Genomic DNA, 16,039 nt, shown 5'->3' on the forward strand with positions numbered 1-16,039 from the left:
TAACCGCCTTTGCCGGTTCCATCGTAAACCCGGCGCTTCCCGCCCAAAAATTCAGCCTCTCTTAAAGCCTTGCAGGCATAGCGGAATGAAGGGAAAAGGCCGGACCGCGAGGGATCGTCATGCTGACTGCAAGCGCAAACGCACTGATGCCGCGCGAGGCCGCGCGCCCGGGTCTCCTGACGGATATCCAGAAAATCGCCCAGCATATGGCGCGCCTCAACGTCGCCACGCTGCCGCGCAACTACGAACTCTTCCATGAGGCCGTCATCGGGCAAAATCCCGGTCTCGCGCAGGATATCGCCGCGCTCGGATCGCAGCCGCAACAGGCGATGCTCGACGAACTCGGGCTGAAATACCGCCTCGTCGGCCATTGCGGGCTGGCGGGCGAGGCGTCGCGCAACGAGGCCAGCCGGACGTTGCGCTTGGTGGCGGAAAGGCTTGCCGAAGGATTGCGGCACAGAGACGCCTTTGCCCGCGCCTGCGTCACGATCCTGAAATCTGTCGCCGGTCATGAGGACCAGAGCCTTGCCGCCTTCATCGGCGAGGTCGATTACCTCACTGCCTCGCTTGCGACGGTGATGTCGACGGAGACGGAAATCGGCGCCAGACTGCAGGACGACATCAACAAGCTGGAAACGTTGGAGCGCGGCATTTCGGCGATGCAATCGGCCACCGTCGCCGACAGGATTACCGGACTTGCCAACCGCATCGCGCTGAACCGGCACATCGCCGAACTCTACGAACGTGAAGAGGGTGCCGCCGGCAGCGCGCTGATCATGATCGATATCGACGATTTCACCGAGCTCAACGAGAGATACGGCACTCAGGCAGGCAACAAGCTCTTGAAGAAGCTTGCCGCGCTCTTTCGGAAATCGGTGAAGAAGAACGACTTCGTCGCCCGCACCGAGGCTGATGAATTCGCCTTGCTGTTTGCCAATGTCGGTATGCAGGATGCGATTGCCATCGCCGAGCGCCTGCGCGCCTCCGTCGAAGAAAATCTCGTCTTCGCGACCTCCGACAAGGGTGACAGCGGCAGGCTAACCATCTCGGTCGGTGTGGCGCTCAGCGCCGATGCGGCGACACCGGGTCAATTGCAGGCCAATGCGCGTGTCGCCCTGCTCGCCGCGCAATCGAACCGTCGCCTGCCGGTGCAGGCTTTCGGCCGCTGAGGCGTATGACCGCCGTCGGCGCTGAAGAACACGCTCGCCGCCGGACGAGCAAGCTCGCCGGGGGACGAGCAAGCTCGCCGGGGGACGAGCAAGCTCGCCGGGGGATAAGCGCTCTTGCCTTGGCGGGCGCTTTCGGCCAAAACGCCGGCCATGATCACGCTCACCGACATTTCCGCCCGTATTGCCGGGCGCCTGCTTCTCGACAATGCCAGCGTTTCGCTGCCTTCCGGCACGAAAGCGGGACTGGTCGGGCGCAACGGCGCCGGCAAATCTACGCTGTTTCGCGTCATCACCGGCGATCTCGGCTCGGAGACCGGATCGGTGTCGATCCCCAAGGCGGCGCGCATCGGCCAGGTGGCCCAGGAGGCGCCGGGAACCGAGGATTCCCTGATCGAGATCGTGCTTGCGGCCGACAAGGAACGCGCAGCACTTCTTGCCGAAGCGGAAACGGCAAGCGACCCACACCGCATCGCCGAGATTCAGATGCGCCTTGTCGATATCGACGCGCATTCGGCCGAAGCGCGGGCGGCGAGCATCCTCGCCGGCCTGGGTTTCGACCAGGCGGCGCAAGCCCGCCCGGCCTCCTCCTTTTCCGGCGGCTGGCGCATGCGCGTGGCGCTCGCCGCCGTGCTGTTTGCCGAGCCGGACCTGCTCCTGCTCGACGAGCCGACCAACTATCTCGACCTCGAAGGCACGATGTGGCTGGAGGACTATATCCGCCGTTATCCGCACACGGTCATCATCATCAGCCACGACCGCGACCTCCTGAACAATGCGGTCAATTCGATCGTGCATCTCGACCAGAAAAAGCTCACCTTCTACCGCGGCAATTACGACCAGTTCGAGCGGCAGAAGGCTGAGGCCGACGAACTGCAGACCAAGGCCAGGGCAAAAAACGAGGCGGCGCGCAAACATCTGCAGAGCTTCATCGATCGCTTCAAGGCCAAGGCTTCCAAGGCCCGGCAGGCGCAATCGCGCGTCAAGGCGCTCGAGCGCATGGGAACGGTCGCCGCCGTGATCGAAGACCATGTTCAGCCCATTACCTTTCCCGAGCCGGAGAAGCAGCCGGCCTCGCCGATCGTCGCGATCCAGAACGGCGCCGTCGGCTACGAGCCGGGCAAGCCGATCCTCAAAAACCTCAGCCTGCGCATCGACAATGACGATCGTATCGCGCTGCTTGGCTCGAACGGCAACGGCAAGTCGACCTTCGCCAAATTCATTTCCGGGCGGCTCGCACCGGAGAGCGGTGAAGTGAAGCTTGCGCCGAGCCTGAAGATCGGCTTCTTCGCCCAGCATCAGCTCGACGACCTCATTCCCGAACAATCGGCCGTGGAGCATGTGCGCCGGCTGATGCCCGCCGAGCCGGAGGCCAAGGTCCGGGCCCGCGTCGCGCAGATGGGACTGGCGACCGAGAAGATGGCAACCGCTGCCAAAGATCTTTCCGGCGGCGAAAAGGCGCGCCTGCTGATGGGGCTTGCCGCCTTCCATGCGCCCAACTTGCTGATTCTCGACGAACCCACAAACCATCTCGACATCGACAGCCGCCGCGCGCTGATCGAGGCGCTGAACGATTACGAAGGTGCGGTTATCCTGATCTCGCACGACCGCCATCTGATCGAGGCGACGGTCGACCGCCTCTGGCTGGTCAATGGCGGCACCGTCACCGCCTTCGAAGGCGACATGGACGAATACCGCGATCTAATTGTCAGTTCCGGCAAGAGGAAAGAAGAGAAGCCGCAAGCCGCCGACGAGACGGCATCGAAGGCCGACCAGCGCAAGCTCAATGCGGAAAAGCGCGCCTCGCTGACGCCGCTGAAGAAAAAGATCAACGAAATCGAATCCTTGACGGCGAAGCTGGAGAAACAGATTCAAACCCTTGATGCGGAACTTGCGGATCCTGTTCTCTATGACAAGACGCCGGCCAAAGCCGCCGAAAAGGCAAAACAGCGCGGCGAAGCCGCGGCAAAACTCGCCGCCGCCGAGGAAGAGTGGCTGATGCTGTCGCACGAATACGAAGAGGCGATGGCAGGATAGCCACAGTCTTTCAGGAAACGCGGTGGAGTGCCTCGCGTTAACGTGAAGTCCTGCCGATCTCAACCGATCGTTAACCATAATTCGAAAGGTTGTCTCAACATTCATTACTGATTTGTTGAGCCCTTTCCATGCATCGCTTTTTCATCCTGGCCTGCATCGCGCTTACGGCCGTCCTCTCCGCCTGCGGCACGACCAGACAGCCCCCTGACACCTCGATCAAAACCGCGTCGGTGGTTGCGCCCGAGGGACGGACGCCTTCCGGCAAGCCCTCCAATGATGATGGAACGCCGCCCTTTGCCGGCCCGCATCACCTTTCCGGGCGGACGCTGGAGGTCTCCTCACTTGCCGATCTCAAGCTCAAACACAAGGAAGTGATCCTGAGCTTCGACGATGGTCCGATCCCCGGCCGGACCGACAAGGTGCTGGCGATCCTCGACCAGTTCGGCGTCAAGGGCGCCTTCATGATGGTCGGCCAGATGGCCGAAATGCATCCCGCACTCGCCCGCAAGGTGGCGATGGACGGCAATGCGGTCGGCAGCCACACCTATGATCATGCCAATCTGAGCTCGCTTGATTTCGATGCGGCAATGGACGAGGTGATCAAAGGCGAGCTGGCGGTGACCAAGGCGACGGGAGCCGACGTTTCTTTCTTCCGCTTCCCCTATCTTGCCGAGAGCCAGAGGTTGCGCACCGCCATCGCCATGCGCGACATGGTCGTCATGGATGTCGACATCGACAGCAAGGACTATTTCGCCACCACGCCGGCTTCCGTGACTCAGCGTATTATGGATCTGCTGCACAAGCGCGGCCGCGGCATCGTTCTGATGCACGACATTCACAAGCGCACGGCGACGATGTTGCCGACTCTGCTTTCGACGCTCGAAGCCGAGGGCTATAAAGTCGTGACGCTGAAATTCAAGAAGGCGCAGGTGCCGAACGACCTCGTCGCCTCGGCTGATTTCGTAGCGACCCGCTAAGGCGGGTTGCCAACTCGGGACCTGGTGCCTAGATCTGGGCAACCTCAATGCAAGCGGCAGCCCAGACATGAACCTTCATCTCGAAACAGACGAAGACCCACTTACCCGCCAGTTCATCGACGAACACAACGCCCTTTCCGGCGCGGCATTGAGAACGCCGCAATTTAGCGAGGATCGCGACGCGATAAAAGCGCTGATTGAGCGGCAGGACAGGCTGATCGTGCCGATGCGCCGCGGGGGGTGGCTGTTCGATTTCCGGCAGAGCAAGGACAATCCGCTCGGCGTCTGGCTGCGCCTGCCGGCCGACCAGCAGCCATTGCCGGAGGCAGATTGGGAGCCGGTGTTCGATCTTGACGCCTTTTGCCTCGACGAGGGCAAGCGCTGGAACTGGCGCGGCGCCGTTACCTGCCCGTGGGAACCGACGCGCGTCCTGCTCATGCTTTCGGATGGCGGCTCCGACCTGGTCCGCCTGCTCGAATTCAATGCTGAAACGAAACAGATCGTCGAGGGCGGGTTCGACACACCTGCCGCGCGGTCGCATGCCACTTGGCTGAGCCGCGACGAAATTTGTTATTTCGGCTCGATCGACCGATTTTCGGCGACCCGTTCGGGCTGGCCGCGCGTCGGGCGGCGATTGAAGCGCGGACAGCGGCCGGAAGATGCCAGGGTCATGTTCGAAGCTGCCGATGAGGACGTCTACGGCTTTAATCTCGTCATCGACCCGGCCCTATCGGGCGGTTCGGCCGGTGCCGGATTGATCGACATTTTCGTCGCCGGACACGAAATCGGCGTGGCCAGTGCGTTCCTCATTGCCGACGATGGCGCGCGACGGCATATCGACCTGCCCAAGGAAGCCGATTTTCAATTCAATCATAATTATTGTCTCTGGCGGGCAAAGACCGATGAGCGCGTTGCGACCGGCAGCCTCGTGCTGCAATCCTTCGATCCCGCCTCGCAGGCGCTGCTTGGGCCGGAACGGATCCTGTTTCAGCCTGGTGAAGGCCAGTCGATTTCGCAGATGATGCTGAAGCGCGAGTGGTGCGTCTTCATCATTTCCGACCGGCTGCGGCCGCGTCTCCTGGTGCTCGACCTGACAAGGCCAGATGCCGAACAACGGGAAATCGCGTTGCCGGCGGATGTTCAGACGGCTCATGTCAGGCCGCTCCATGCGGACCTGCATCTTGGCGACGACACGCTTCACATCGTCGGTCAGGGCTTCCTGCAGCCGCCGACGTGTTACCGCCTCGAACTCTCCGATCGCAGCAGAGAGCCGGAGCCGATCTTTACAGCCGTGGCGCCGAGCTATTTCGATGCGACCGGTATGTCGTCGGAACTGCTGGAAGCTGTGTCCGAGGACGGGACCCGGGTTGCCTATCGGCTGGTGCTGCCGCGACATTGGACCAAGGGCGCACTGCCGGTCCTGATCTACGGTTATGGCGGCTTCGATGTCTCGCTGTCGCCGAGTTATTCCGGGGTGACGGGACGCTGGCTGGAGCAAGGCGGCGCCTATGTGCAGGCCTATATCCGCGGCGGCGGCGAATTCGGGCCTGACTGGTATCGCAGCGCCAAGCGGCAGGGGCGAGACCGGGCCTTTGCCGATTTTGTCGCCATTGCCCGCGATCTCGTCGCCCGCGGATACACCGCGCCATCACGAATTGCCTGCCAGGGCGGCAGCAATGGCGGCCTGCTGACGGGTGTGATGCTGACGCGCTATCCGCGCGATTTCGGCGCCGTCTGGTGTCAGGTGCCGGTGCTCGACATGACGCGCTTCCACCTGTTCAGCGCAGGCCAAGCCTGGATGGACGAATATGGTGATCCGGAAACGCCGGCGGACCGGGACTTCATGCTCGGTTATTCGCCGCTTCACAATATCAGGCCGGCCAGCGAAGTCGCTTATCCTCCGATCTATATCGAAAGCTCCGCCAATGACGACCGCGTTCATCCCTCGCACGCGCGCCGTTTTGCCGCGCGGCTGGAGGAAGAAGGACATAAGCCGCTCTTCCACGAATTCGGCTCAGGCGGGCACGGCGGCGACGGCAATTCCGAAGAGCGCGCCGCGCGCGCGGCGATGGGTTACAGCTTTCTTCGGCAGACCATCATGCGATAGGGTAGAAGGAAAGGAGGAGCAGAGCTTGTCGACGCTCTTCTTTCTGCTAAAAGAAGCTCAATAAATCATACTTTTCATACAAGCCCGAGCGAAGCACCATGTCCCCTATCAATCTCGCCATCGTCGGCGTCGGCAAGATCGTCCGCGACCAGCACCTTCCCTCCATCGCCAACAACCCGGATTTCGAGCTTGTCGCCACGGCAAGCCGTCACGGCACGGTCGACGGCATCAAAAGTTACACCACGATCGACGCCATGCTCGACGCCGAGCCCTCGATCGACGCTGTTTCGCTCTGCATGCCGCCGCAATACCGCTATGAGGCCGCCTATAAGGCGCTCGTCGCCGGCAAGCATGTGTTCCTGGAAAAGCCGCCCGGCGCCACGCTCAGCGAAGTGGCTGATCTGGAGGCGCTTGCCGCCAAACAGGGCGCATCCTTGTTTGCCAGCTGGCACTCGCGTTATGCGCCGGCCGTCGAAGCGGCCAAGGCGTTTCTTGCCTCAACGACGATCAAAAGCGTGCATGTGATCTGGAAGGAGGATGTCCGTCACTGGCATCCGAACCAGGAATGGATCTGGCAGGCCGGCGGCCTCGGCGTTTTCGATCCCGGCATCAATGCGCTGTCGATCGTCACCCATATCCTGCCGCGGCCGGTCTTCATCACCGGGGCCGTGCTGGAATTCCCGGAGAATCGTGATGCGCCGATTGCTGCCGACATTCACTTCCGCGATGCGGACGGCCTGCCGGTTCATGCCGAATTCGACTGGCTCCAGACCGGCAAGCAGAGCTGGGACATCGTCGCGGAAACGGCGGCCGGTCAAATGGTGCTTTCCGAGGGCGGCGCCAAGCTTTCCATCGACGGGACGCTGACATTCGCCGAGCCGGAGCAGGAATATCCCTCGCTCTATCGCCGCTTCGCCGAGATCATCAAAATGGGCAAATCGGATGTCGATCTCGCACCGTTGCGCCACGTCGCCGACGCCTTCATGCTCGGCAAGCGGAAATTCGTCGAAGCCTTCCACGATTGAGTGACTGGACGGTCCTTGCCTACGGCTACGGCGGCAAGGACACGCTCAAGCCTTCTTCTCCCACCGCCCTTCCGGTGTCTGCTGCCAATAGGTGAGGTTATGCCCCTCGCCTTTCAGCTTCTTCCATTGCGCGCGGGCGCCTTCCAACTGCTCCTGGTCGTGACCGTCGAACATAAAGACGACGCGCTCATAAGCATCGGCCGGCGGCGGCTCGGCGCCGTCGACAATGAAGCGAACCGTCGCCGCATTGGCATTGTCCGCCGTGACCGTCAAAAGCACCGGCTGGTTTTCGGCGAAATCGCCCTCGTCGGTGCCATGCGGCAGAAAACTCTCCTCGCGGAACATCCAGAGATGCGCATCGAGAGCATCGCGCCGCGCGGGCTCGCGCGTCTGGACGACGACGCGCCAGCCGCGCTCGACGCTCTTGTCGAGAAGCGGCGGCAGCGCGTCTTCCAGCCTGGTTTCGGTCAGATGATAGAAGAGAATGTCCGTCATCGGGATTCATATTGGGCACGAACGAGCTCGTCGAGCAGACGCACGCCGAAACCGGATCCCCAGGACTGGTTGATCTCATCCTGCGGCGAGCCCATCGCTGTGCCTGCGATGTCGAGATGCGCCCAGGGCGTGTCCTGTACGAAACGTTTGAGAAAGTGCGCGGCGGTGATCGAGCCGGCCTGGCGGCCGCCGGTGTTCTTCATGTCGGCGAATTTGCTGTCGATCAGCTTGTCGTAGTCCTTGCCGAGCGGCATGCGCCAGAGCTTCTCGTTTGTGGAAAGGCCGGCCGCCGTCAGCTGGGCGGAAAGCTGGTCGTCATTGGAGAACAAGCCGGCATGCACGTTGCCGAGCGCCACGACGATCGCGCCGGTCAGGGTGGCGAGATTGATCATGAACTGCGGCCTGAAGCGATCATTGCAATACCAGAGCGCATCGCAGAGCACGAGGCGGCCTTCGGCGTCGGTGTTGATCACCTCGATCGTCTGGCCGGACATGGAGGTGACGATGTCACCCGGACGCTGGGCGTTGCCATCGGGCATGTTCTCGACCAGGCCGATGATGCCGACGGCGTTGACGGCTGCCTTGCGGGCAGCGAGCACGTGCATCAGGCCGGTCACGGCTGCGGCGCCGCCCATATCCCCCTTCATGTCCTCCATGCCAGCTGCCGGTTTGATCGAAATGCCGCCGGTATCGAAGACGACGCCCTTGCCGATGAAGGCAACGGGACGGTCCTTGCCCTTGCCGCCCTTCCACTGCATGACGGCCAGACGCGGCGGGCGCACGGAGCCCTGCGCGACGCCGAGCAGCGCGCCCATGCCGAGACGGCGCATTTCCTTCTCTGTCAGAATCTCCACCTCGACGCCCAGCTTTTCCAGTTCATTCGCCCTGGCGGCGAATTCGACAGGTCCAAGCGCGTTCGGCGGTTCATTGACGAGGTCACGGGCGAGATTGACGCCGCCGGCGATCGCTTCGGAATCGAAAAACGCCTTCTTGGCACCGGCCGCATCGGCAGTGACGATCGTCACCTTGACGGATTTTGCCGGCTTCTCCTCGTCATCATTCTTCTTTGTCTTATAGGCATCGAAGCTGTAGGCGCGCAGCAGCATGCCGAGCGCGAAATCGGCGGCGGCGCGTGCGTCGATCTCCAGGCCGGGCACGTCGATGAAGATGACGGCCTTATCGGTGTTCTTGATTTTCGATGCAGCGGCGCCGCCGGCCTTCAGCCAGTCATGGGCCGTGAGTTCGCCGGCCTTGCCAAGTCCGACGACGACGATGCGCTCGACGGGCGCCCCTTCCGGGGCGACAATATCGAGCGCGGCCATTGATTTAGCGGAGAACCGAGCGATTTTCGCAGCCTTGGTGACAACGCCTGCCGGATCGGCCGTTTCGGCGCCTGCGGCGCTCTCGGCCTCCGCGGTCTTCAACAGGATCGCCAGTCCGCCATTGAGTTTTGCCGACTTCGAGAATGAAATTTCGAACTTTGCTGACATGTCTTCTCCGCTGGGATTCTTTAAAATCCGTCCGTGGCGGATAATTTCGCGTTTGGCGGGTCTGTCAATGGCTTGCGACTATTGTTATGGTCGCCCGCGGCCGTCCAGGCCCTCATGTTTTCGTCAGTTTCGTAGATATTCGCGTTGACAGTTTTTTCGAAAAATCCATGGCGGAGGCCGGTGATCCGCCTGCCGAAAACGACTTTCGGTGCATTCCTGCTTCTGTTCTGGACGTGGTGGGCGCTGCTTGCCGTCTTTCGCGCCTTCCCCGGAATAGACATCTATTTTTCCCAGCTTTTTTTCGTGGGCACAGATTGTGACGCGACCGCCGCTGCCGGAAGCATCTGCGGCGGCTTTCCGTATCGCGATTCGGGAAATTTCGACCTGCTGCGCACCATCTTCTTCCGTCTGCCCTATGTCGTCGCGATCGTAATGCTGTGGAAATTCATCGAGTGCTACCAGCAGCACGGCGCAACTTTCAACGCCGAGCGGGCGCGCAAGCTCAAGGTCGCGCTCGGAACGCTGCTGATCGGTCCGGTGCTGCTCGTCAATGTTATCCTGAAGGAGCACTGGGGACGGCCGCGGCCGGTGCAGACGGATATCTTTGGCGGAACACTGCATTTTGTCGAGGCCGGTTCGCTTGCCGGCAAATGCGTCTCGAACTGCTCCTTCGTCTCCGGCGAGGCGGCGAGTGCTGGATGGCTGTTCTGCCTTCTGCTCTTCGTGCCGAGGTCGATGCGTTACGCGCTGGTGCCGCCGGTCGCCGTCATCTCGATCCTGACCCCGGCCATGCGGCTATCCTTCGGCGCGCATTATCTCTCCGACGTGACGCTCGGATGGCTGTCCTCGCTTGTCGTCTTCGCGGCGCTGCTGGCGCTAACTGAGTCGCAACAGAGCCAAAAAAATTCTGAAATTTGAATGAATTTTTGACACCTGCTTGTCGCAAAAGCGCGACAAAGAGCGTAGAGGGATTCTCCTGCAAGCCGTTTGGGCCTGCAGGTGCTTTCAAGGGCCGGCATGAAACTACTCGAGACATACATATTGCGGCGCGTCGGCCAGATGTTTCTCGTGGCGCTGCTGCCGGTGCTGGCGATCATTTGGACGACTCAGGTCCTGCAGCGCATCAACCTCGTCACCGACAGCGGCCAATCGATCGGTTCGTTCGCGAAGCTCGCGACAATGATCCTGCCCTCGATCATTCCCGTAGTGCTGCCCTTCGCCCTCGTCATCGCCATCACTCAGACGCTGACGACGATGAACAACGATTCCGAACTGACCGTCATCGATGCAGCCGGAGCAAGGCGCAGCATTCTGATCCGCCCGATCCTGCTGCTTGCCGCCGTCATCAGCGTCTTTTCCTTCTTCGTCGACAATATCGTCGAGCCGCGGGCAAAGACCGTGGCCCGTCAGATGATCGCCGAAACCTACGCGGATCTTCTCTCCTCGGTCATCGAGGAAAAGACCTTCCGCAAGCTCGACGAAGGTCTTTATGTGCAGATCTCGCAGCGGCTGGCGGGGCGCATGCTGAAGGGCCTGTTCGTCGCCGATGAGCGGGACCCGGCCTATGAGCTCATCTATTACGCCAAGGAAGGCGCCGTCGACGATACCGGCACGACGCTGATCATGCACGATGGCGAGGTGCACCGCAAAACGCCCGACGGCAACGTCTCGGTCATCAATTTCGATTCCTATTCCTTCGACCTCTCGGACATGACGGAGAGCCGCGGTCAGGCGACGCTGAAAGCCAGCGACCGTGACCTGTGGTTCCTGTTCAATCCGGATTCGAACGACAAGGACTATACGATCCGCCCGCAGAGCTACCGCGCCGAACTGCATCGCCGGCTGACGGACTGGATTCTGCCTGTCGTCTTTGCACTGTTTTCTCTGGCGATCGCCGGTGATGCGCGCTCGCACCGCGAAGCGCGGCTGCACCCGATGGTGAGTGCGCTCGCCTATGCCTTCGCACTCCGATGGGCTGCCTTCTACGCGGCCAACCAGATCGACACCGATCCGGAATATATCGCCGTTCTCTATGCCATTCCGATCGTCAGCAGCATCGTTTCGATCATTTTCCTCGGCCTGCACAAGCGACTGGTCATGCCATCGTTCATCCGGGACCGGATAACGGGGTCCTGGAGAAGAATGCAGGAAAGATTGCTTGCCGCGACCAGCAGGTCCGGCGGGGGCGCTGCCCAATGATGTTCGGCACATTGTCACGTTATTTCTTTCGCCGTTATCTGGCGACGACGGGCTGGTTCCTTATCGGCGTGTCGGCCATCGCCTTCCTGCTCGATTTCAGCGAGACGGCGGGACGCATGTCAGGCCTGCCCGGCTACACGATCGGCGGCGGCATCGTGATGACCGCCGTGCGTCTGCCGCTCATCCTGCAGCAGACAATCCCCTTCATCGCGCTTTTCGTCGGCATGACAGTGCTGATCGGGCTCAATCGCAAATATGAGCTGGTCGTCACGCGCGCGGCCGGCATCTCGGTCTGGCAGTTCATGTTCCCCTTCATCGCCGGCTCAATTGCGCTCGGCGTGCTGACGATGACGGCGCTCAATCCGCTTGCCGCCTGGGGACAGCGCCAGGCGCTGCTCGTCGAATCCGACTGGCGCGGCGAGAACGCGGTTCTGCGCAAGGCGCCGCAGATCCCGTGGCTGCGCCAGATCAGCGGCCGCGACGATGTCATCATCGGCGCCCAGACGGTCCAGGAGAATGGAACCAAGCTGGTCGACGCCGTATTGATCCATTTCGATTCAAGCGGCCGAGTCATTATGAGACAGGACGCCGCCACTGCAAAGTTGGAAGATGGTTACTGGCAGCTTAACGGCGTAGTGGAGCGCAAGCCTGGCGAAATCCCGCTGCGCAAAGCTTCGGTCCAACTTCGCACCAATCTGAAACAAGATTTCGTCCAGGAGCGGCTGACAGCGCCGGAAACAATTGGTTTCTTTGACCTTTCCAACCGCATTGCGGCGGCCAAATCCTTCGGCATCTCAACCAAGGCATTGGAGACGCAATTCAACTCTCTGTTGTCCCAGCCATTGCTGTTGGTGGCCATGACTCTCATTGCTGCAACAGTGTCCCTAAAATTTAGCCGGTTCAACCAATCCCGCCCCGTGATTCTGGGTGGAATCCTGTCAGGCTTCATGCTTTATGTCATCACCGTGCTTGTAAAAGCATTCGGAAGCAGTGGAGTCGTGCCTCCCTTCGTGGCGACGTGGATACCGGTTGTCGTCGCGCTGGCCTTGGGCGCGACTATTTTGCTTCATCAGGAGGACGGCTAGTGGCGGTAGGCGACCGCAAGTATTTTAGTAAACAGTCGGTTGCCCTGCTTGTCGGTGCGGCTCTATGTTCCTATTTCGGCAGCGCCCCGGCCTCCTACGGCCAGGTCAACACGCCTGAACAAAATTTAGGAAATAACATTCCCGAAGGCGCCAAGCTTCTGCTTTCGGCCAATGAACTCGTCTATAACCGTGACGCCGAGGTTGTGTCTGCGGTCGGCGGCGTGCAGATCAACTATGGCGGCTACAAGATGGTCGCGCAGAAGGTCGAGTACAATCAGAAGACCGGCCGGATGATGGCGCTCGGCAATGTCGAGCTCGTCAGTCCGGACGGCAATCGCATCTATGCCGACAACCTGGACGTGACGGACAATTTCGCCGACGGGTTCCTGAACTCGCTGCGCATCGAGACCTCCGACAATACGCGTATCGTCGCCGAAAGCGGCGAGCGTGTCGGCGGCACGAAGATGATTCTCAACAAGGGCGTCTACACCGCCTGCCTCCCCTGCGCCGAAGATCCGAAGCGCGCACCCTTCTGGCAGGTCAAAGCCAAGCGCGTGATCCAGAACGGCGAAACGCATACGATCCGCCTGGAGCGGGCACGTTTCGAGCTGCTCGGTTACCCTATTGCCTTCGTGCCGTTCATCGAGGTTCCCGACAATACGGTGAAGCGCAAGTCCGGCTTCCTGTTCCCGACGATGAGCCTGTCGCAGAACCTCGGCTTCGGTCTTTCCATTCCTTATTATTACGTGATCTCGCCGAGCATGGATGCGACGGTGACCGCAACCGGCTACACGGCCCAGGGCTTCCTCGTCGAAGGCGAATTCCGTCAGCGATTCGAGAACGGCACGCATATCCTGCGCGTCGCCGGCATCGACCAGGCGAAGCCGGGCAATTTCAGCTCCGGCACCAGCGATGCCGAAGCCGAGCAGCGCGGCATGGTGGCGTCAAAGGCGGAATTCCGCATCAATCCGCGCTGGACGTTCGGCTGGGACGTCATGGTGCAGAGCGACAACAATTTCTCGAAAACCTACAAGCTCCGCGGCCTGAGCGGCACGGATCGCACGAACCAGATCTACCTGACGGGGCTTGGGAAACGGAATTACTTCGACATGAGGGCGTTTTATTTCGACGTCCAGGATGCCGACCGGACGAACACGGCCGAAAAACAGCAGGCCATCGTCTATCCCGCGCTCGATTATCACTATGTCGCGCCTCAGCCGCTTGCAGGCGGCGAACTTTCCGCGGACGTCAACCTGACGAATATTTCGCGCACACACGACGACTTCTATACCGTCGACGGATTCGACCGCTTTCGCGGCCTGAAGGGCCAGACTTCGCGCCTGACCGCCGAACTTCAGTGGAAACGCACCTATGTCACGCCGACGGGCCTGGTGATCACGCCGCTTCTGGCCGCGCGCGGCGATGCCTTCGCGCTGAACATGGACGATCCGGCCGGCTACACCGGCAATTATCTTGACGACAATTCAGCCACTCGCTCAATGTTCACCGCCGGGCTGGAGGTGCGTTATCCAATTCTGATGACGACGGATAACAGCACCCATATCCTGGAGCCGATCGCGCAGATCTATGCTCGCCCCGACGAACAACTCGCCGGCCGGTTGCCGAACGAGGACGCACAAAGCTTCGTCTTCGATGCTACGTCGCTCTTCGACCGCGATAAATTCTCAGGCTACGATCGCGTCGAAGGCGGCACCCGCGCCAATATCGGCTTCCAGTATACCGGCACTTTCGACAGCGGTTACAAGCTGCACGGCATCTTCGGCCAGTCTTATCAGATCGCCGGCCAGAACTCGTTCGCGACCGATGACCTCGTCAATGTCGGGGCGGACTCGGGCCTCGAAACCGACCGCTCCGATTATGTCGGCCTTGGCGGCGTCGAAACACCCTACGGTGTTTCCGTCGCGGCCTCATACCGTCTCGACGAAAAGGACCTCGAGTTTCGCCGCGGCGACCTGACGACGGCCTACCAGAACGACACCTTCCAGACGCAGGTGACCTACACCCATCTCAGCGCCCAGCCGGCATACGGCTTCGCCGAGGATAATGACGAGATCCAGACCAGCAGCAGGGTCAAGTTCAAGGACTACTGGTCGATCTTCGGCGGCATCGCGTGGGACCTGAACAACGAGGTGATCAGCCGCCGGACGCTGGGCCTTTCCTACGAGGACGAATGCACGATCTTTACGATCGCCTATACGGATAGCAGGGATTCCGACGACGAGTCGGCGAGCGACTGGACGATCGGCGCACGGCTGACCTTCCGCACGCTTGGCGACATCAAGATCGGCTCCGATACCCTCTCCAACTAACGGGCGGACGGCGTAAACATGGCCTCAAGTCATTCTTTCGCCGTAAGCCTGTGCAGGACATTGCCGCCAGTCGATAATCTGAGGCACAGGGGAATCGCGCCGTGACGGAGCGATGTCAGCGTGTCTCGCACTGTGGTACGAACGCCGCGAACAAGGTTCGCGGCGCTATTGGGAGGTCAACAGATGATTGACGCAAAAAGAGCCATAACCGCCTTTCTGGCCGGCGCAGCGCTTGCGTTGCTGACCGGGCTTTCCGCCCCGGCGCTCGCGGCAAGTGAAGTCCAGGCCGTGGTGAACGGCACCGCCATCACCAGCGGCGATGTCGCCAAGCGCCAGGCCTTCCTGCGCCTGCAGCGTACAACGGCCGACGCCAAGACCGCCAAGGAGCAATTGATCGACGAAACGCTCAAGCGCCAGGAGGTCGCCCGCGTTCGCATGTCGGTTTCGCAGCAGGACGTCGATGCGTCTTTCGCGCGCTTTTCGGCCGGCAACAAACTTTCCGTCGCGCAGATGTCCCAGATCCTCGATCGCGCCGGCGTCGGGGTCGACCATTTCAAAGGCTTTATCGCCGTGCAGATGAGCTGGCCGCGCGTCGTCAACGCGCGCTACGGCTCGACCTCGCGGCTGTCGAACTATGATCTCGTCTCGCGCATGATGCAGAACAACAAGCAGAAGCCGGTGACGACGGAATATATGCTGCAGCAGATCATCTTCGTCATTCCTGAGGCCAAGCGCGGCGCCATTACCGGCAAGCGCAAGAGCGAGGCCGAGGCGTCGCGCTCGAAATTTCCCGGCTGCGATCAGGCAAAGGTCTTTGCCGCAACGATGCGCGATGTCTCCGTGCGCGATCTCGGCCGCATGCTCGCGCCCGAGATCCCGCCGGATTGGAAGCCTCTGGTCGAGCAGGCCAAGGGCAACACGACCGGCACCCGCGTCACCGAGAAGGGCGTAGAATATCTGGCGATCTGCAGCCAGCGCCAGGTTTCCGACGACCAGGCCGCCGAAATGGTGTTCCGCCAGGAGGATCTCGACAAGTCCAAGGCTGGCAAGAATGGTCCGCCGGAAAACGAGAACAGCAAGAAATACCTGGAAGAACTGCGCAAAAAGGCGCAGATCGCCTATCGCTGA

12 protein-coding genes are annotated in these 16,039 nt (G+C 61.1%); 10 read left to right on the forward strand and 2 right to left on the reverse strand.

Annotation, left to right across the window (positions count from 1 at the left end; all coding sequences use genetic code 11):
* The first annotated feature begins 119 nt into the window (after positions 1–119).
* The 5 genes from GA0061105_RS20280 (at position 120) to GA0061105_RS20300 (ending at position 7,312) form a co-directional block, all read left to right on the forward strand.
* Positions 120–1,169, forward strand: coding sequence for a GGDEF domain-containing protein (locus tag GA0061105_RS20280; RefSeq protein WP_092752456.1), 1,050 nt, complete (start codon positions 120–122; stop codon positions 1,167–1,169).
* A 150-nt stretch (positions 1,170–1,319) separates the two neighbouring features.
* Positions 1,320–3,203: an ABC-F family ATP-binding cassette domain-containing protein gene (locus GA0061105_RS20285; RefSeq protein ID WP_092752530.1), complete on the forward strand. Its 1,884-nt coding sequence runs from the start codon at positions 1,320–1,322 to the stop codon at positions 3,201–3,203.
* A 128-nt stretch (positions 3,204–3,331) separates the two neighbouring features.
* Entirely contained in the window at positions 3,332–4,180 is an 849-nt protein-coding gene (locus GA0061105_RS20290) for a polysaccharide deacetylase family protein (protein ID WP_092752458.1), read from the forward strand.
* Between the two features lie 67 nt (positions 4,181–4,247).
* Positions 4,248–6,287 carry a prolyl oligopeptidase family serine peptidase gene (locus GA0061105_RS20295; protein WP_092752460.1) on the forward strand — a complete coding sequence of 680 codons (2,040 nt, stop codon included), beginning with the start codon at positions 4,248–4,250 and terminating at the stop codon, positions 6,285–6,287.
* Between the two features lie 98 nt (positions 6,288–6,385).
* On the forward strand, positions 6,386–7,312 hold the full coding sequence (locus GA0061105_RS20300; protein ID WP_092752462.1) for a Gfo/Idh/MocA family protein: 927 nt from the start codon (positions 6,386–6,388) through the stop codon (positions 7,310–7,312).
* Positions 7,313–7,357: 45 nt separating this feature from the next.
* Here the strand turns inward: GA0061105_RS20300 and GA0061105_RS20305 are convergent, their stop codons facing one another.
* Positions 7,358–7,807: a DNA polymerase III subunit chi gene (locus GA0061105_RS20305; protein WP_092752464.1), complete on the reverse strand. Its 450-nt coding sequence runs from the start codon at positions 7,805–7,807 to the stop codon at positions 7,358–7,360.
* Positions 7,804–9,297, reverse strand: a complete 1,494-nt coding sequence (locus GA0061105_RS20310) for a leucyl aminopeptidase (protein ID WP_092752466.1) — start codon at positions 9,295–9,297, stop codon at positions 7,804–7,806. Before GA0061105_RS20310 ends, GA0061105_RS20305 begins: the two co-directional genes overlap by 4 nt.
* Before the next feature lie 144 nt (positions 9,298–9,441).
* Here GA0061105_RS20310 and lpxF point away from each other — a divergent pair, with 144 nt between their 5' ends.
* The 5 genes from lpxF to GA0061105_RS20335 all read left to right on the forward strand — a co-directional run bounded on the left by lpxF (position 9,442) and on the right by GA0061105_RS20335 (position 16,039).
* Positions 9,442–10,215, forward strand: a complete 774-nt coding sequence (lpxF, locus tag GA0061105_RS20315) for a lipid A 4'-phosphatase (protein ID WP_064692479.1) — start codon at positions 9,442–9,444, stop codon at positions 10,213–10,215.
* A gap of 99 nt (positions 10,216–10,314) precedes the next feature.
* On the forward strand, positions 10,315–11,496 hold the full coding sequence (gene lptF / locus GA0061105_RS20320) for an LPS export ABC transporter permease LptF (protein WP_092752532.1): 1,182 nt from the start codon (positions 10,315–10,317) through the stop codon (positions 11,494–11,496).
* Entirely contained in the window at positions 11,493–12,581 is a 1,089-nt protein-coding gene (gene lptG / locus GA0061105_RS20325) for an LPS export ABC transporter permease LptG (protein ID WP_064692478.1), read from the forward strand. The genes lptF and lptG overlap by 4 nt, the downstream gene beginning before the upstream one ends.
* Complete coding sequence (locus tag GA0061105_RS20330; protein ID WP_064692477.1) at positions 12,581–14,911, forward strand: LPS-assembly protein LptD; 2,331 nt, start codon at positions 12,581–12,583, stop codon at positions 14,909–14,911. Before lptG ends, GA0061105_RS20330 begins: the two co-directional genes overlap by 1 nt.
* Before the next feature lie 183 nt (positions 14,912–15,094).
* A complete protein-coding gene (locus GA0061105_RS20335; RefSeq protein WP_092752468.1) occupies positions 15,095–16,039 on the forward strand; it encodes a SurA N-terminal domain-containing protein in 945 nt (314 codons plus the stop codon).

Origin of the sequence: Rhizobium aethiopicum (genome assembly GCF_900094625.1) — a bacterium.
Lineage (GTDB): Bacteria > Pseudomonadota > Alphaproteobacteria > Rhizobiales > Rhizobiaceae > Rhizobium > Rhizobium aethiopicum.